Origin of the sequence: Aestuariivivens sediminicola (genome assembly GCF_022662015.1) — a bacterium.
GTDB classification, from domain to species: Bacteria; Bacteroidota; Bacteroidia; order Flavobacteriales; family Flavobacteriaceae; genus Aestuariivivens; species Aestuariivivens sediminicola.
Genome location: NZ_JAKMCM010000002.1, coordinates 463332 through 482613, shown reverse-complemented (window position 1 = coordinate 482613; position 19282 = coordinate 463332). Strand labels below are relative to the sequence as shown.

The 19282-nt window shown below is 41.8% G+C and carries 13 protein-coding genes; 7 read left to right on the top strand and 6 right to left on the bottom strand.

What is annotated here, in order from left to right; all coding sequences use genetic code 11:
* The first annotated feature begins 271 nt into the window (after positions 1-271).
* Positions 272-2278: a protein-disulfide reductase DsbD family protein gene (locus MR041_RS06940; protein WP_242092875.1), complete on the top strand. Its 2007-nt coding sequence runs from the start codon at positions 272-274 to the stop codon at positions 2276-2278.
* A 127-nt stretch (positions 2279-2405) separates the two neighbouring features.
* On the top strand, positions 2406-3920 hold the full coding sequence (locus MR041_RS06935) for an aminotransferase class V-fold PLP-dependent enzyme (protein ID WP_242092874.1): 1515 nt from the start codon (positions 2406-2408) through the stop codon (positions 3918-3920).
* 120 nt (positions 3921-4040) lie between these two features.
* Here MR041_RS06935 and MR041_RS06930 read toward each other — a convergent pair whose 3' ends face one another.
* A complete protein-coding gene (locus MR041_RS06930; RefSeq protein ID WP_242092873.1) occupies positions 4041-5897 on the bottom strand; it encodes a sulfatase-like hydrolase/transferase in 1857 nt (618 codons plus the stop codon).
* A 325-nt stretch (positions 5898-6222) separates the two neighbouring features.
* Positions 6223-7665 carry a YfcC family protein gene (locus MR041_RS06925; protein WP_242092872.1) on the bottom strand — a complete coding sequence of 481 codons (1443 nt, stop codon included), beginning with the start codon at positions 7663-7665 and terminating at the stop codon, positions 6223-6225.
* A gap of 164 nt (positions 7666-7829) precedes the next feature.
* Here MR041_RS06925 and MR041_RS06920 point away from each other — a divergent pair, with 164 nt between their 5' ends.
* Entirely contained in the window at positions 7830-8420 is a 591-nt protein-coding gene (locus MR041_RS06920) for a c-type cytochrome (RefSeq protein WP_242092871.1), read from the top strand.
* A 133-nt stretch (positions 8421-8553) separates the two neighbouring features.
* Here the strand turns inward: MR041_RS06920 and MR041_RS06915 are convergent, their stop codons facing one another.
* The 3 genes from MR041_RS06915 to MR041_RS06905 all read right to left on the bottom strand — a co-directional run bounded on the left by MR041_RS06915 (position 8554) and on the right by MR041_RS06905 (position 10532).
* Positions 8554-9015, bottom strand: a complete 462-nt coding sequence (locus MR041_RS06915; protein WP_242092870.1) for a hypothetical protein — start codon at positions 9013-9015, stop codon at positions 8554-8556.
* 131 nt (positions 9016-9146) lie between these two features.
* Positions 9147-9416: a hypothetical protein gene (locus MR041_RS06910; RefSeq protein ID WP_242092869.1), complete on the bottom strand. Its 270-nt coding sequence runs from the start codon at positions 9414-9416 to the stop codon at positions 9147-9149.
* A gap of 48 nt (positions 9417-9464) precedes the next feature.
* A complete protein-coding gene (locus tag MR041_RS06905) occupies positions 9465-10532 on the bottom strand; it encodes an energy transducer TonB (RefSeq protein WP_242092868.1) in 1068 nt (355 codons plus the stop codon).
* Positions 10533-10801: 269 nt separating this feature from the next.
* On the opposite strand from MR041_RS06905, the gene MR041_RS06900 reads away from it, so the two are divergent.
* From MR041_RS06900 to MR041_RS06885, 4 genes are all read left to right on the top strand, one after another.
* Entirely contained in the window at positions 10802-12235 is a 1434-nt protein-coding gene (locus tag MR041_RS06900) for an amidohydrolase family protein (protein WP_242092867.1), read from the top strand.
* 331 nt (positions 12236-12566) lie between these two features.
* Entirely contained in the window at positions 12567-13982 is a 1416-nt protein-coding gene (locus MR041_RS06895) for a clostripain-related cysteine peptidase (RefSeq protein WP_242092866.1), read from the top strand.
* A 111-nt stretch (positions 13983-14093) separates the two neighbouring features.
* A complete protein-coding gene (locus MR041_RS06890; RefSeq protein ID WP_242092865.1) occupies positions 14094-15761 on the top strand; it encodes a hypothetical protein in 1668 nt (555 codons plus the stop codon).
* A gap of 31 nt (positions 15762-15792) precedes the next feature.
* Positions 15793-17952, top strand: coding sequence for a prolyl oligopeptidase family serine peptidase (locus MR041_RS06885; RefSeq protein WP_242092864.1), 2160 nt, complete (start codon positions 15793-15795; stop codon positions 17950-17952).
* A 330-nt stretch (positions 17953-18282) separates the two neighbouring features.
* Here the strand turns inward: MR041_RS06885 and MR041_RS06880 are convergent, their stop codons facing one another.
* Positions 18283-19074, bottom strand: coding sequence for a cation efflux transmembrane domain-containing protein (locus MR041_RS06880; protein ID WP_242092863.1), 792 nt, complete (start codon positions 19072-19074; stop codon positions 18283-18285).
* Positions 19075-19282: the final 208 nt, after the last annotated feature.

Genomic DNA, 19282 nt, shown 5'->3' with positions numbered 1-19282 from the left:
AAACGTCCCTTGTCTATTTTGAAAAAAACAGAAATAAATATACCAGCTTGATCAACTCTCGGAACCTGGGTAGGCCATTTAATAGTTTCAAAGAGGGTTAGTTCGGACATACTTCTAGATTCAATCCCTGGCCTTCATACCATTTATCATCTTAAAATATTTAACAGTTCTTTAATAGGGGTATTACATTATTTTCACGTCTTTGCTGTGTGAAAAGGTGGACAGGGTATTTAATATCCAGTAAAAAAATTATACATTTAGCAACCAAAGCATGAAAAAAACACTTCTTATACTATTACTCGGGATGCTGACGCTCTTCAAGGTGTCGGCTCAAATAGTTGAACCGGTAACATGGACCACATCGGTAGAGAAAATTTCGGATTCCGAATATTATCTGGTGAGTACGGCCACGATCGATAAGGGTTGGCACCTGTATGCTCAGGATGTCCCCGAGGGTGGGCCCATACCCACCACCTTTAGCTATGATGATCAGGGTGGTAAAATCACCTTATCGGGCAACACCTCTGAAGAGGAAGGTCACACGGTAAACGATCCGGTGTTTGAGATGGAGATCAAATTCTTTGAGGACAAAGCCACCTTCAAACAAAAAATAGCACTCAATGAATCCGTTGTCGCTGTCGAAGGCATGGTAGAGTTCATGGTCTGCGACGATACCAAATGCCTGCCACCAACGGAAGTCGATCTGACCTATGATCTCAATACTGCTAATGCAGGTGGTTCCAAGACCCCATTGGAAGTAGCCTCTGAAGGGACTCAAGAGGAGGATACGTTGTCCAAAACGGAATCTGCTGACCCTGCCAGCTCGAATCGTTCAAACTCCCGAAGCTTATGGGCCATCTTTATCATTGCCTTTTTCTCCGGGTTTGCCGCTTTGTTAACCCCCTGTGTTTTCCCGATGATACCCCTCACGGTGAGCTTCTTTACCAAGCAAAGTAAAAACAAGGCCCAGGGTATAAGAAATGCCATTTTCTATGGCATCTCCATCGTTGTTATCTATGTGATTTTAGGATGGCTGGTCAGTGCTATTTTTGGAGCCGATGCCATGAATGCGCTTTCCACCAATGTATGGTTTAATCTTTTCTTCTTTTTATTACTGGTTGTTTTTGCAGTATCGTTCCTGGGAGCCTTTGAAATTACTTTACCGCAATCCTGGGCGAACAAGGTGGATGCCCAATCCAACCGCAGCGGACTCATAGGTATCTTTTTTATGGCCCTGGCCTTAGCCATTGTCTCCTTTTCATGTACCGGACCCATTGTTGGAACCTTACTCGTTGAAGCGGCTGTAGGCGGCAATAACATAGGTCCTATTATTGGAATGCTTGGTTTTTCATTGGCCATTGCCCTGCCTTTTGCCTTATTTGCCGCCTTCCCGGGATGGATGAATTCACTGCCAAAGTCCGGTGGCTGGTTAAATACGGTCAAAGTGGTTTTAGGGTTCCTGGAACTGGCTTTGGCCTTCAAATTCCTGTCACAGGCAGACCTGGTGCTGCAATTGCACCTCTTGGAACGCGAAGTGTTCATCGCCATCTGGATCGCCATTTTCGGTGCCCTGGCCTTTTACCTGTTTGGAAAAATACAATTGCCTCATGATTCACCCGTTACCTACATCTCAGTAGGCCGATTGAGTCTGGGATTATTGGTGCTGTCCTTTACCATCTATATGATTCCGGGGCTCTGGGGCGCACCCTTGAATTTAATAAGTGCCTTCCCGCCGCCCTTGTATTATAGTGAATCGCCCTATGGTGTTGGCTTTTCAAAACTGGATGAAGGGGCATCGGCAAAATCCTATGAATCCCTGCCTGAAGGAGCACACCTTCTGGAGCCGCATGATATCATGGCCTTTGACGATTACGACAAGGGACTTGCCTATGCCAAAAAAGCGAACAAACCTGTGATGATCGACTTTACGGGCTGGGCCTGCGTCAACTGTCGAAAAATGGAACAGAATGTATGGCCGAAGCCTAAAGTCCTGGACCTATTGAAAAATGAGGTTGTCCTCATTTCGCTTTATGTTGACGATAAACGTAAGCTTCCGGAAGACCAAATCAAGGAATCGAAGGTGCGTCCCGGAAAAATGTTAAATACCATAGGTAAGGTATGGACGGAATTTCAGATTTTAAAATATAAATCCAATACACAGCCGCTCTATGTGCTGATGGATCATAATGAGGAAAATCTTATTGCCCCGGTGGCCTATACGCCAGATGTCGACGAGTTCCATAACTGGCTTCATACAGGGATTGCCAATTTTAAATAGAATTTGGTCTTAAAAGCGCCTCCGTTCAATGAATTGTAGTGATCATGCCAATTGCGTTTTCGGATGATCTTGACAGATTGAAATCTTTCGAACCGGTGATCAGAGTGATGATATAAAATTTAAGATGATGAAACATGTAGTCGAGAACTTTAAATCCGGGACCATCGCGTCCCAGTCTAGCCTGGAACACTATTTCCAGCAGTTCAGAAAACATATTGTGGGTAGCGATACCACCTTTACATCGCCCTACGGAAAAAAACCATTGATTTATACGGACTGGACGGCCAGCGGGAGATTGTATCGGCCTATAGAGGAAAAGCTTATCAATGACTTCGGCCCATTTGTGGCCAATACGCACACCGAAACATCCACATCAGGAGCTGCGATGACCCTGGCCTATCACGAAGCGCGCAATATCATTAAGCGCCATGTGAATGCCAGTAAGGATGATGTGCTTATTACCAGTGGCTCCGGTATGACAGGCGTGGTTAACAAGTTCCAGCGTATTTTAGGTCTCAAGGTTTCTGAAAACCTGAAAGATCATACCCGGATTCCGGATGAAAAAAGACCCATTGTCTTCATTTCGCATATGGAACACCACTCGAATCAAACCTCATGGCTGGAAACCATTGCAGATGTCGAGGTGGTTCCCTGCAATGAAGACGGTCTGATTTCGCTTGCGCATTTTGAGAACTGCCTGAAAAAACACGAACACAGGCATTTAAAGATAACATCGATCACCGCCTGTTCCAATGTTACCGGAATCAGAACCAACTATCATGAGATTGCGGCACTTACCCACAGATATAACGGACTCTGCTTTGTGGATTTTGCCTGTTCCGCGCCCTATGTGGAGATCGATATGCATCCGGCTGATGAGGATGCGTATCTGGATGCGATTTATTTCTCTCCTCACAAATTCCTGGGTGGACCGGGAAGCTCCGGGGTTTTACTCTTTAATAAAAAACTGTATAAGAACATGGTTCCCGACAACCCGGGGGGCGGTACCGTAAGCTATACGAATCCCTGGGGCGACCACGATTACTTTGACGATGTGGAAACCAGGGAGGATGGGGGTACGCCAGCGTTCTTACAGACCATAAAAGTAGCCTTATCGATACAGCTGAAGGAACAAATGGGTGTGGATAAGATTCATGCCCGGGAGGCAGAGATCAACTCTAAAATTTTCACAACCCTGGAAAAACTTGACAAGGTGGTGCTATTAGCCCCTCAGCATAAGGAGCGATTGGGTATATTTTCGTTCTATTTTGTAGACTATCATTTCAATCTGGTGGTAAAACTGCTCAACGATCGGTTTGGAATTCAAACCAGGGGCGGTTGTTCCTGTGCCGGAACCTATGGCCATTATCTGCTTAATGTAGATCAACAGACCTCCAAAGCCATCGAACAGCAAATCCTGGAAGGCTGCAATACCGAAAAACCAGGTTGGGTGCGTCTGTCAATACATCCTACCATGACCGATGACGAAGTGGATTATGTATGTCATGCCCTGGAGGAGTTGGCAGCACATATCGACGTATGGTCTCAGGATTATAAGTACGATCCTATAAAAAACGATTACGTTCATAAAACCTTACCGTCTGCGGAAAAGGAACTCGTAAGAGACTGGTTCAAGGTGTAAGGTGACATGAACCGTATTTCCATGTAAAAATGGCCTTAGCCATAGAAAAGCGATCCTGTATAATTTTAGGTTGTGGTCATGCTACATCATGGGCTTAAAATTAAATCCCCATGCAAACATTTAGTATTTCGAGAGGTAATCCAATCTGTTCCTGACATCCTTAAAGGTTTTTATCTCCTCCGGAAGTTGCTCAAATTCATAGGTCCCCTGATGTCCTATCCCATCGGTAAGGAGTACCATGGAATTTAAGATCAACAGGGCCTCGGCCTTTTCAGTCGACTGATACAGGATGTCGGCCATAGCACTCAGGGTGTTTTCACCCAGGTACAGTCCCATATACTCCAAAGCCCTTAGCCTATTTATCGGCTCCTTATCATCTTTGGCCATTAATTTGATCTCTTCAGACAGTTCTCCTGCCGCTTCACCAAAACTACTGCAAACGATAAGTCCCCAATAGCGTTTCCAGGTATCAGAAGACTGTAAGGCTTCAATGATTTGCGGTTTCACATCATTGAACTTCCTTAGACTTAAATCGGCAATATGCATATAACTGACAATTTGCTCCCTGTGTTCCTGACCGAATTGCTCCGGGTTGTCAAAAGCTTGCTGTATCAAATAATGCTCCGGATAAAAGGAGAGGTCCGGCAGATCGGTGATGTACGATTTCAAACGCCCTCTCATGGTATTCAGAAGGTCCTGAACATCAGGGTCCCGGGCCAAGTTATGGGTTTCGAAAGGGTCCTGTTCAAGATCAAAGAGCATTTCCGGAGGTCTGACTTCAAAAAAGCGTGATTGAATGGCATTCAAGCGGCCCTGTTCATACATATCGGCCCATTCCTGATACGCCAGTTGCTTATAGCGATACACATTCATAAGGCCATCGAAGTTGAAACTTTGATAGTTCCGGATATACTTGTACTTCCCTTTTCTAAGGGCACGTACCATATCATATTTTTCATCGAACCGATCCGCATAACTGAAGGCCTCATCCCTGGAATTGACCTCATCCGCCAACACCCCTTCACCTAAAAACGGCTTCCCGTCCATTTTCTCGGGAATCGCCACACCGGCTAAATTCAGAACGGTAGGCGCCAGATCTACGAAGCTTACAAAACCATCTACTTCAGCTTTAAATCCGTCATCTACCAGATGTTTGTACTTTTCGGGTACATGGACCACCAAGGGCACGTGCAATCCTGTTTCATACAGGTAACCCTTACTGCCCGGGAGTACGCCCCCATGATCGCCGTAATAAAAAATAAAGGTACTGTCGTAAAGTCCGTCCTCCTTGATCTGGTCTATGACTTTGCCTATAGCCGAATCCATTTGAACGATCTTGTCCCTGTAAACGGCGTTGGTATATCTGAACAGATCAGTTTCGGGATGGGTAGGCATCATGGCGAACGCCTCTAAATCGGTTTTGGTGCGTTGTTTTTCAAAGACATCCTGATTAAAATGCAGTCCACCCTCATGGGTGATGTGGTTGTTATAAACATGAAAAAAAGGTTGATTTTTCGCCCTGTTTCTCCAGGAGGCCTTATTAGAGGATTCGTTCCAGACCGTATCGGACTTCACAAAATTATAATCCTCCTTGCTGTGGTTTGTGGTATAATAACCGGCTTTCCTTAAATAGGCCGGGAACATCTCAAGTCCTTCGGGCATGGGCACAAGCTGGACCTTCCTGTGGTAATGGCTGGCCAAACGGGGCCCATAGCATCCGGATATGATGGTTGATCTGGCGGCACTGCATACCGGTGCATTGGAAAAGGCATGGGTAAAAACCAATCCGTTTTCTGCGAGGCTTTCAATATTCGGGGTTGGAGCACCATCATCGACATACATATCCATGTAATGTACAGAGTTGTCCTCGGAAACCACCCATACGATATTTGGAGGCGGTAAGGATTTAACCTCTGTTTTACATGATGATAAAGTGATAAACAATATAACGACGAATAGGACTGCTATTTTTTTCATGACACTAATGTAACGATATGACTTCAAAAATCACGAACAAAATCACCTTGTATTTTTTGCATACCGTATCTCAAACAGGCCTATAAAATAAGCCTGCCTACAGATTCAAAATTTTATGCGCAGGAAATGAAGAAAACATAAGTACAAAATGAAGAAAACATAAGCAGGGAATTCCCATTTTATGCGCATGTTTCTGAGGCCCTTTAAATACTGGTGTTTCAAGAGGTTTTTTACACTGAGTTAAACCAATTGAATACATGCAAGTATTATGACAACTTCGTCCAGAATAGAACTACAGCATGACTCAATTGGTACATCCGTATTCTTACTCGTAACCAATATAAACGGATAAAATAATGGTAATCAATGCAAGCCCCATTAAAATGACAAACAGGGGGAATACGAATTTTAACCATTTTTCGAATGCTATTTTACCGATACCCAGCATGGCCATTAAAATACCGTTCGTGGGAATCACAATATTGGAAAACCCATCCCCAAAGACGTAGGCCAGAACTGCGATCTGCCTTGAGAATCCCAGGAGATCCGACAAGGGTGTCATTAAGGGCATGGACACCAAAGCCTGTCCTGAGGCGGAAGGGATAAAGAAATTCAGAAAGGATTGAAAGACCAACATACCGGAGACGGCGACGGATTTTGACTGGCTGGCCAGTACATTGGAAAAATAGTACAAAATGGAATCCATAATCTGAGAATCGATCATCACCACAGAGATCCCCCTGGCCACACCGACGATCAGTGCCGGAATGATCATGGATTTTAATCCGTTGGAAAAGATCTCCATAGCCTTATCTCCGGACCAGCCACTTATAAAGATAACGGCGATACCGATTGCCAGAAACCCGGCACTCATTTCCACCAGCCCCCATCCCATGAATTGTACCGATCCTAAAATGATGGCATAGCCAATAAGCAGTACGATCAATATAGCCACGTGTTTTTTCGTTAAGTCTTCATGCTCAATTTCCCGGACTGGAGCTTCAGCACCCTCCTGACCCGTCTCGGTTAAAGTCGCTTTTTTCTTCTTGACCCTGTAACCATAGCGCATGATGTAGGTAAAACCGATCAAAATCCCCAGGCCAAAAATGACAAATCGCAATCCCATGCCGCTGCCTATGGGTAATTCGGCAATCTGCTGGGCAATCTGAACGGTGAATGGATTGGTTGTTGCGGTCGACCAGCCCACATATACCGGAACAACACCTAGGGCGAACCCAAACATCCTGTCGTAACCATTTTGCTCCCCAAGCAGCATGAGTATGGGGATGAGTGGTAACAATTCAATATAAATGCCCATGAAGGCACTACCTGTGGATATGGTCAGGTAAATCAGGAAAAAAAGAACGGTAGGGTAATTATTGAACCGCCTGATGAGTTCCGAGAGAAAGGCATGGATGGTTTTCGTCTCAACAATAAGACTAAACACCGCGCCTAGAATGAATATAAAAAATATAAGGGTGGCGGATTGGGCCAATCCGCGCGGTATGGATGTCAGGACACTGAACATGGAATTTGGCGCTGCATAACCACTTCGATTCTCACCTATAATGACGCCTTTTACAGAGACATGTTTGGGAATTTCGGAATAGCTCCCGGGGACTACCATATTCTGTTCAATTTTATTAATGACCCTTTTTTCCCGCTCAAAACTGCCTGACGGAATGATATAACTCAGGGCCGAGCAGAACAGGATGATCCAAAACAAAAAAATAAAAACATGGGGGACTTTAAAATCGCTATATCTCATGAAGGTTGGTTAGATAAGTAAATGTAATAAAACCTTTGAAGGAGACAAAAAATTACAGCTTTCGGGTTTTGAAATCACTAAGTTTCACCACTGTTTTTATAACCTAATGAATTAATTGATTATATTTAGACTGTAACCAACACAGTAACTAATCAATACAACTCATGAAAACAACATTCTTAGTACCACTTTTATTGCTGGGTTTTATGATCTCCTGCAATACAAACAAAGAGCAACAAAGTAGCGATGCCTTAGTCGAAGCCCAGCCATTGGACTCTCTTGAACAACTGGAAAGAGGCAAATACATAGTTGAGTTGGGGGGTTGCCATCATTGCCATTCCCCAAAGATAATGAGTGACCGAGGTCCTATTGCAGATCCGGACAGACTGTTATCCGGTCATCCTTCCGATGAAGCCTTACCGCCCTATGATGAGGAAACGGCAAAGGGCTATGTGCTTTTCACAATGGGTCTTACCTCAACAACCGGGCCCTGGGGTACCTCTTTTGCTGCTAATCTCACCCCTGACGATTCCGGTATTGGCACCTGGTCTGAAGAACAATTCTTTACGGCATTACGCAAAGGAAAACACAAGGGACTGGAAGGCAGCAGACCGATTCTTCCCCCAATGCCGTGGGAGGATTTTGGGAAAATGACGGACGAGGATCTTAAGGCCCTTTTTGCCTACCTGAAAAGCATGAAACCTGTTGAAAATGTGGTACCGCCTGCGAGACTTGCCCAAATGGAACCACAATAAGTCGGGGTATTTTTGCATAAAATAAAATATCATTACATAAAAAACGCCTTGAGGTATCAAGGCGCTTTTATTTTTTAAAGGTGCTACTACAAAATTGAATCTCAAAACACTGAAGTGACTATTTTTCTAACAGTTAATTTCTTTCAAATGTCAGATAGTCTGTTTCTCCACTTCCTCCACTGACATCGATAAGCTCAATTTTTGTTGACGTTTGGGTCAATATATCCCAATCATCCGTAAGTTCTTCGAAATCCGGTGGTGACGAAAAGAATATATTAAAATCCAGATCATTACTGCTGCTTGAACTGCTGCTGCTGTTTGAGATATTCCAGGTTCCCGAAATGGTGTTTGTCCCATTGGTAGCTGTCAGCACATTGTTGTCTCCAAATGTGAATTCATAACCGGTATAATGGTACAACTCATCCACACCACTATCGATGTATTTCGTTATCACCCAGGTGCTCGATTTTAAATTCGTTTCAATTTGGCTCTTGGTGTTATCGTTTGCGGGGGTGTCGTCACTGGAGGAACACGCCATTAACATCACCGTAAATACGAGAAGAACAAAGCCGTTTTTAATGCGTCTGCTTGTCATAGCTTTTAATTTAGATTGCTGTTACTACCTATATAACAACTGAACCTCTGAATCTCCTACCTCAAAATAAAATTTATACCATAATAAAGTCCTGCTTGATTTTATAAGGAATTCATTTCGGGAATATTCGATTATTTCAGGTCTTGTCCTCGTCCATCCAGGAAATTCATCTTACCGGTTATGCGTCCCCTTCTGTTAATATAATTTGCTGTTCCATTGAAAGGATTCCCGTTATATAAATACACCTCTATTCCCATTAAATCCGTCGTCTTATCCAGATCTTTGAACGATAGGTCATTTTCTTGCTCCTGACTATGGGTATTCCCGATATTGAATACAACTACAAAGAACAACAGGCTTAATACATAAGAGGTTAACGCAACGGTGCTCAGTTTCATCATATTATTTTAAGGTCTAAATAGTATACCTATCGCCCATTGTATTTATCATTACTTCAGATTGCATAAATCCTTAATCTCCTTTTTTAATACTCCACCATCAAGGCTATTTGCGATAGCCCAGTTTTCGCATGCAAAATCCTGTTTTTTCTGTTGAAAATAGCAATGCCCCAATAAAAAATAATATTTCGCATCCATATGATCATAATTAATGGCCCTTAAAAGCTTAAAAATTGCTTTATTAAACTTCTCTTCTTTGTAATCCTTCAAGCTGCTATTATAGAAGGCATTACCGATATTTTTGTCGCTTAACATTGTATTATTTTGTTGACCGAATGCTATGGGTATCACATGATATGAAGCCACATATTTACCGTTCGCTTTTGCAGGTTTCCATTTGGGCATATTATAGAGATGTTCAATAACAGCTGAATCCATTTGTTTAGTACCATTTACAATAATATCGATATCGGTTACATCACCTTCTTTATTAATTTTAAATCCTGTAATTGTCTTGCCATTAAAAACCATGTTCCCCTGTCTTAATTTGTAATCAACTTTTTTAATATATTCATTTAGTTCCTTTTTATCTCCGGGATATTGGGCTTTAGTATAATTATCTTTAAGGCTATGTGGATTAATGTTGTCTAATTCATTTTCTATACTACCATCTTGGTTATACCAAATCCATTTCCCAGTGGCTTCGCCCTTTTCATAATGTGCTGATCTTGAGATATTACCAGTAATAAAATAATATTTTTCATCTCCATGTTTAAGATTGTTTTCAAATGCAACAGTCCGTGACACTTTACCATTGGGGAAATAGCTCATAAGTATTCCTGTTTTTTGTGTAAGCTTTTTATCAGTAAAGCTACCCGTTCGGTATAATGAATCATTCAAATAGTAATCCCGGACATTCCAAATATTATTTTGATACCTCACCGTACGTTGAAATTTTGCGTTTGATTTTGATGTTTTTTCACCTTTAAAATCGATGTAGTACGTTTTCAGTTTTTGAGAATAACCATTAGAAGCAAAAATCAAGAGGGCTAATAAGAATATCACGTTTTTCATTTTCGTTTTGATTAAATTTAGCCTACTCTGTTCAGTTTTCAGCAAACCTGTATTAGTTCAAAAACACGCAAAGTGTTTTATTCTAACAATATATGTCTTTATTGCGACAATTCCACACAGTAAAAACAAAGAATTTACAACATAAAAAAGCGTAATCATTTCTGATTACACTCTAATTGTAGAAGGAACATTATTATAATTATTGACTTGCAGGAGTGCTCTTTAAAACGTAATAGGTAAATACATTTTTTGGTTTAAATTTGGTAAAAATAAACGCACTGGTGTGTTTATAAACTTGTTGACGGTACGGATAAATGAAAATACTAAAACGGCTTTTAAAAATTATCTTCGGGCTCATTGGAGTGCTTACACTGTGCGGAATTATTATATTATGGGTTGATTCATCGGGATCTGACTACTTAAAAATCGATAAGAATGACCTGGCATCCAATAATTCTTATATAATTACTCATGTTAATATCATACCGATGAATCAAGACACTGTTTTAGTCGATAAAATGGTGTATATAAAAGAAGGTATAATTGAAAAGATTGCAGACACTATCGAGGTCAGGGGAATTGAAATATTCGACGCAAAAAACAAATATCTAACACCCGGTCTTATCGACATGCATGTTCATGTGTGGGATAGATATGAACTTGGTCTTTATCTGTCAAATGGTGTAACGGCTGTTAGAAATTTATGGGGTATGCCGATGCATTTAAGAATTAAAGAAGACCTAATTAAGGACAATATTTTTTCTCCAGCGTTTTTTACCACAAGCCCAAAGCTTACTGGTCGAGAATTCATAGGTGACGATAATTTGAATCTAACCAATCCCAGTGAGGCTAAAGAAAAGGTGATTTCATATAAAGACAGAGGTTACGACTTAATCAAAACTTACTACGGATTGGATAAAGAAATCTTTGATGCCGTGATTGAACAAGCCAAGATTTCCGAAATTGATATCGTAGCTCATCCTTCTCAAAAAGTGCCGTTTTCATATCATTTAAATCCACAAATCAAATCTATTGAACATGCCGAAGAAATTGTACAACAACCTTTGCAGTTTGATTTAGAGGCCATTAAACTGCAACCTATTATTGATTCCATTGCACAGTCCAAACACACCAGTTATTGTCCCACAATTACGGGGTTTAATAATATCTACCAAATGATGATGGATGATTCCATTTTAGATTCGGAATCACTGGAGTTTATGAATCCACTAATTAAAAAAACAGACAGTAAAAGTCAATTTTACCGTTGGTTTTATGCCAAACAAAACGATTCAACTGTAGTCAGTAGAATAAAGAATCAACATGATTTTCATATTACAATTGTACAAAAACTGCATGAAGCAGGTGCCAATATAGTTTGTGGAACGGACGCTGGTATTGGTGTTACCACTCCTGGATTTTCAATACATAAAGAGCTTAAATTTTACAAAGAGGCAGGTCTTTCCAACTATGAAGTACTGAGAACGGCCACTGTGAATGCTTCTAAAACACATGCCATTATGAATTCTATGGGAACTGTTGAGGTGGGTAAAATCGCTAATTTATTATTAGTTGATGAAAACCCTCTTTTGGCGTTGTCATCACTTGAAAATCCGACCTGCGTTTTCGTAAGAGGGCGGAAATTAGATAGAGAGACTTTGGAATCTTATAATGAAAAGGCAAAGCACCGGAAGAATCTCATAGCCTCGGCGCTTAGGTATTTAGAAAACTTAATTATTGAAAAATAAACTACCGTTAATCAAGACTATAAGCAATGGCCTTTGCTCTCATCCCTTTGAAAATGGTTATGAGATTTCAATTTTTAGAATACCTATTAAGAAACGGTCTAACAAAAGTTCCCTAACACTGGGAATACCGACTATCACTCATTAGAATATGTCATGGTAAAACACCTCATAAAATGAGACCTGTGTTATAATATGTTGTGTGGGTAGTCATTTGCAATTAATGCTATTTTATTAATCTCTGAATGTAAGAAAAATACTTATATTGTAGAATAAATATAATAGATATAAATACAATTGTGTTTATACAACTGTTGTGTTTAATTATTATAACATGAAATATACTTTAACCATTCTGCTAACTTTTTTTATCAGCATATCTTTTTCTCAAAGCCTCAAGAAGTGGACCATCATATATTATGCAGTGGGCTCTAATTCTTCAGAATCTGACTTATTAAGTGATATTGCTGAAATGAAAAAAGGTAAAAAATCCATGGACTACAATTTAGTATTGCTTATTGACAGAGTTGAAGGTTTTTCAGAAGACTCTATAACCTTAGATGGAAACTTTACCGATACTAGATTGTATCAAATCGAGCATAATTCTTACAATCGACTGGACGGCAAAGAATTTCTTCCTGAAATTGACGCTATGGGATCGTATGAGGCAAATATGGCAGACGCTTTGATATTGAAAAAATTCATACAATATTGCAAAAAATACTACCCTGCACAACATTATCTCCTGGTATTAAGGTCTCATGGAAATGGAGTTGGGATGTGTCCTGATGCCGAGAGTGGAGATAGAGATCGACTTTATCCTGCAGAAGTAACCAAGGTGTTGAGCAAAAATGAATCAGTTGACATTCTCGGTTTGGACGTTTGTTCAATGGCAGGGTTGGAGAATTTATACCAATGGAGGCCGGAGAACAACTCTTTTTCAGCAGATTATGTCATTGCTTCTTCTCCTCTTTCTGGTGCTTGGGAATATGACCAAATACTTGAAAGATTAGTAACTAATTCCAGTAATGATCTTGAACTTCATTCAAGGTCTCCGGATGTGGAATCAAAAAACATATTAAACCCCAATCAGATGACACCTTTAGCTTTTTCGAAAATGATTTTCGAAGAAATATATGAAAACCAGCAATGGGCATCTTGGGGGGTATTTGATAATTCAAAAATAAATGAATTGAAATTAATAATTGATGAAGCTTCAAGGTCTTTAGTCAATGAAGAAAAGGCAATTATCAATAATATTATCGAAAACACTTTAGGGTATTACCATAACACATCAAATAATTTAGAAATAGCACAACTGACATTTCCATATATTGATGCATATCACTTTTGGAGTCAAATTGCCACAAATGGATCATTCTCCTCTAACACCCAAAATAAGGCAAAAGATGTTTGTGAATTAATCAATGAACTTGTGATTGATTCATATTATGGTCATGGTTTTTTACCTGAAACCGAAAATTTCACTAATGGAAAAAGCGGAGTTTATCAAATTATCCCTCAAGGAACCAAGACATATTCGCAGACAAAGAATTCATTCTGGAGCCATTGCGGGTGGTATCATCCTGACGATAAATCCTCCGGTCAAGATTCGTTTGGGCAATATGATTGGTGTATTAATGGTGCGATTAAAGGAAATGATCAAGTTGATAATTTCTTTGAATTGTTGGACTATCTTTTTGATGATACCAATGATGATACTGGTGGAGTAAATAAATACAAATGGTAAACTAAACACAACACCGTATATGAAATCATAGCTCCCACTCGGTCGCTACGCTTCATATACTAAACCGTTACCCTTCATTGTGACCAAAATAAGAAAAAATACCATCAACATATGAGAACTACTACCGTCATTCTTCCTCTTTTATTAATGCTCTTTTTTAGCTGTCAAACGGATAAGAAAGAAAGGACCAGTAAAACCAAAACTGAAACCCTTACTTCCAAAGACTATCAGGATTTAGTTGCTTTATTTAAAGAATGGAGAACCTTCGAAATGCCTCCAAAACTTGAAGGCGCACCCGATTATCGGAAAGCCACTTTCACTCAGCGCATGTCGGCTTTTGATCAATTAAGAGCACGCCATGCTGCAATTGACACTACTGACTGGTCTATCCCCAATAAAGTGGATTGGATGGTCGTCTGGGCAGAGATGAACGGTTTTGATTTTAACTATCGCGTATTGAAGCCATGGGAACGCGACCCTGCTTTCTACAAGACCATATGGACCTACAAGAGTGATGTGCCAGCGCATGAAGGCCCCACTAATCATGGTACCCTGGAATTGTGGACCTATGAATTTCCGCTGAGCAATGCAGAACGTGAAAGAATGCTCAATGATCTGGCTGTAATCCCATCATTGAACACACAGGCCAAAACCAATCTTACAGGCAATGCAAGAGACCTCTGGATCGCGGGTATCAGAGATATCAAGGAGCAATCTGAAGTACTCGAGGACATGAAAAGTGCTGCAGGTGTGCGTGCTGATGAAGACCTTATGTCCGCTATTGAAAAAGCCCAAACGTCTACAAATCAATTGGCAGAATGGCTGGAAGCAGAATCAGATAAGAAAACAGGTCCTTCAGGTATAGGCAAGAGTAACTACACTTGGTATTTGCAAAATGTGCATTTGGTTCCGTTTACTTGGGAAGATGAAGTGATGATCCTAAAAAGAGAAGTTGCTCGTGCATGGTCGGCTTTGAAATTGGAAGAACATCGCAATCGTGATCTCCCCGAACTGATAGCCGTAGATTCACCAGAGCGTTATGATGCCCTTGCCGATCGCGCAGCCAAGAGTTTGATCAGCTTCTTAGAAAATGAGGATATACTAACGGTGAAGGATTATTTCGACCCTGCCTTAAGAGAGCACTTGGGTACTTTTATTCCGGAGGAAAAGAGAAACTTCTTCTATATCACTTCTCATTATGACCCTCGCCCACTCTTCTCTCACTTTTATCATTGGTTTGAACTGGCCAGAATGGACAATGAGCCTAACCCAAGTGAGATCAGAAAAGGACCACTGTTGTACAACATCTTCGATTCTCGAAATGAGGGTACTGCCACTGCAGTGGAAGAAATGTTTATGGATGCCGGCTTATATGATGATGACCCCAGAGTCCGTGAAATCGTCTACATCATGATCGCACAAAGGGCTGCCAGAGGATTAGGTTCTCTCTATGCGCACGCCAATGAAATGACCATGGAAGAGGCCGGTGGCATACATTCTGAATATACGCCTCGAGGTTGGATGAAAACTGAAAAAGAGCTATTGCTATTTGAGCAGCACTTGTATTTAAGACAGCCGGGTTATGGCACAAGCTATATCACGGGTAAGTACTTGCTGGAAGCCGCCATGGCAGAATATGCTCTTAGGAAAGAGCTAAATGGAGAGGCATTCGAACTCAGTGATTTCTTTGATAGCATCAATCGCATTGGCAATATCCCTGTAGCATTGACCCAATGGGAAATGACCGGTAATTCAGATCACATGATCATGATGAAGTGAGTCAATGTTAGACAATTATTAATACAATCACATGAAAAATATCTCTTTTTGGCAAACATGGTTGATAACAGGCCTACTGATGGCGATGACCTTAACCATCAAAGCGCAGGAGAATGATCTCACCCTTGATGACCTATTCGCAACGCCAAAACTGACAGGAACAATTCCGTCACCGCCTGTATGGGCGCCGAACAGCGACCACTTTGCCTTTTCCTGGAATGAACCAGGAAATCCTGGGCACGCACTCTGGGTATCCACAAGCGATGGGAAGGACGTGCGCCTCATTTCCAATATGTCATCCCCGTCAGTGCGCAATATGGTCTGGGCTGATGCAAATACGATCATCAGCCTTAGAGCTAACACACTTTGGCAGACAACGCTGAGTCAAGGAGAAGACCTCGAATTGATGACTGTTGAGACAGGTGCACATAACCTGTCGATATCACCAGGGGGCAATCATTTGGCATATATAAGCAACGGTGATCTGTGGCTTGCTGACTTCACTACCAAACAAAATCGCCGGCTCACCAAGATTGGTATTGCAAGTCTCTCGAACTTAGGAAAGGGGCATTACAGCCGACCGGAACGTGAAATCGGTCCAGGCATCTGGAGTGGGCCAACCTACAAGTGGTCCCCAGATGGCAATACAATTGCATTTCACTCCGTTGACAGACGTGAGATGCGAAAGGTGCCATTCCCGAATTACCTCGCTGCCGAAACCAATCCCAACGAAGTACGCAGAAGTTACCCGGGCGATCCAAACGAGATTCGTAAGGTTGGCCTGCTCGATGTAGAAAACGGTAACATGGTGTACCTTGATTTACCAGACCCTGGCGCCAACCAGATCATCGACTTTAACTGGTCACCAAAAGGTGCTCTGCTGGTTGATATCGCATCCGACAATGCGGTTGAACGTAAATTGTTCGTTGTTACACCTGGAGAAAACCAACCACGCGAGATTTGGAGCGGTGTCCGAGAGCGCCGTATGTACACATCGTTTGGATCTAACTGGCATCCAGATGGAAAGAAGGTCGTTTTCTTAAGCGATATGGGTGATCGGTACGGGCTTTATACGATCGATCCCTCAACGTCTAAGCGTAGTCCACAACTCCTGACAGATCCTTCCTATGATGTGCTGTCCGCCCCAAGGATTACTGGTAATACACTGTTTTATGAAGGCAATGGTGTTAATCCATACGAACGACATGTGTATCGCTTGAATATGTCCGGAGGCGAACCTGAGCAGGTGACGCGTTTTGCCGGCCGAAACGTTGGCTATCCTTCACCGGATGGCCAGAACCTGGTGTTCATGCATAGTAACGACACATCACCGCCTGAGCTTTACGTAGTAAGCAGCAAGGGTGGTGCCGCTAAGCGAGTAACCCATTCGCCATTACCCGCCTTCACTGAACGAACCTGGGTGGGTGCCGAATACGTCAGTTTCCCCAGTCTTGTAGATGACTACACGCTGCATGCCCGGATTCTGAAACCTACCAACATGCAGCCCGGCAAGAAGTATCCGGTGCTGTTCGGGCCCGTGTATTCGAATACAGCGAGGAACCGCTGGGCTGGTAACTACAGCCTCGTACAGCAACTGCTGGTCAGGAAGGGGTATATTGTTGTGCAGGTGGATTCGCGAGGCAGCGACGGTTATGGTCGCGCATTCCGTGAATCGTTCCTGTTAGGATTTGCCACCATGGACATAGAGGATTATGCAAGTGCGGTTGCCTACATGGAGTCACTGGATTATGTTGATCCCGATCGCATCGGTATCTGGGGCAGCAGTTACGGTGGCACACTCTCCGTTTATTCGTTGTTGAAGAAGCCCGGCTTATTCCAGGTAGGCATTGCTGCAGCTGCGGCTGTGGACCCAGTGTTCTTTGGCACAGACGATGTTGCGATTGTTCGTACCCCACAGACACACCCTGAGGTCTTCGAAAGAAAAGCGCTCAAGTACGCCGCGAATCTGCAAGATAAACTCCTGTTCATCCACGGCATGCAGGATCATGTGGTCCCCTTTAAGACTACGGCCATGTTAGCTGAAGAACTGATTAAACAGGGTAAGAACTTCGACTTTGCTTTTGCACCGGGTGCGACGCATGGATGGAGCCGTGAGCGGAATTACGATCGCTACCTCTTTGGTAAACTAATAGAATACTTCGACCGATACCTGGCCGAGCCATCGGAGTAGATATGTGTAGGTGTGCTGTTGCCGGGGTTGGGGAACACGGACTAAAGGTGTGTTTAAATACCCTTCTGTAGTTTTTACAACAGAGTTGTAGGTTTTGATGGTATTTGCACTATTCCGTTTAACCTCCATTATTTTCACAAAGTTGGGACTACTTATAGTCAATGAATTTTCAACTAAATTAGTTTAAAGGAATAAAAGATTTGAGTAAAAAAGTAGTTGGATTAATACATGAAGAAATAACGAAAGCAGAACAACGTGTATAGTTCATTGCGCCTGAACCCTTTAAAATCCTCACATTACGGTATCTTCTGTAACCAATATACCGTAGATTTATTTTGCCAATCTCAGTATTCTCAAAGCTCCTCTTATAACTACAACAAAGACAATCAAACCAATAATCAAATCAGGCAAGCGGTCTTCCAATATACTTACGAGGACGCCTGCAACGATTACCCCAGTATTAATAATGATGTCATTACTGGTGAAAATCATACTGGCCTTCATGTGAGCTTCGTTAGATTTTGATTTCTGAAGTAAGTACAGGCAGACGCCATTGGCAACCAACGCAAAAGCAGAAATAACAATCATCAATACAAAGTCAGGTATGTCCTCTTCAAAGAAATAACGTCTAAAGACCTCAAAAACACCGATGATTGCCAAGAGCATTTGAACGTATCCGCTGAATCCGGCTATTTTCTTCTTTTTTACGACTGTGGCTCCAACAGCCAGCAAACTCAATCCGTAGACAAATGCATCGGATAACATGTCTAAACTATCCGCCACCAGTCCCATTGATCCGGACACAAGACCAAAAGTCATTTCCAGAATAAAGAATACAAAATTGATAATTAATACCTGCCACAACAACTTGGACTGAATGGTTGCATCGCTTTGAATCCTTTCCGCAGTAGTTACCGTCTTCAAGAGCGTCGTATCGAGCAGTAAGGCATCCAATGACTTCAAAATGTCCTGGTCATCTTCCTTATGGTACACCGTGAGCTTCCTGTCTTCGATGTTGAAGTCCAATTTCACAATGGATTCATGCTTGTCAAGCTGCATGCGGATGAGGTTCTCCTCCGAAGGACAATCCATTTTTCGAATATGAAACACACTCTTTTTCACAAGTACAAAATTAAGTAGAATTGTTTTAATTGCTCTATTTTACATGTCATTAGAGCTTTAGGTTAAGGGAAATACCGTACATGTGAAATTCACCTATCATGTTAAGATGCGGAACACCATTGATGAGTTCTTTCTTTCTTTAAATGATTATAAACAAAAAAGAAAAGCGCCTTGATTTCTCAAAGGGCCTCTGTGTAACGGAAGCTGG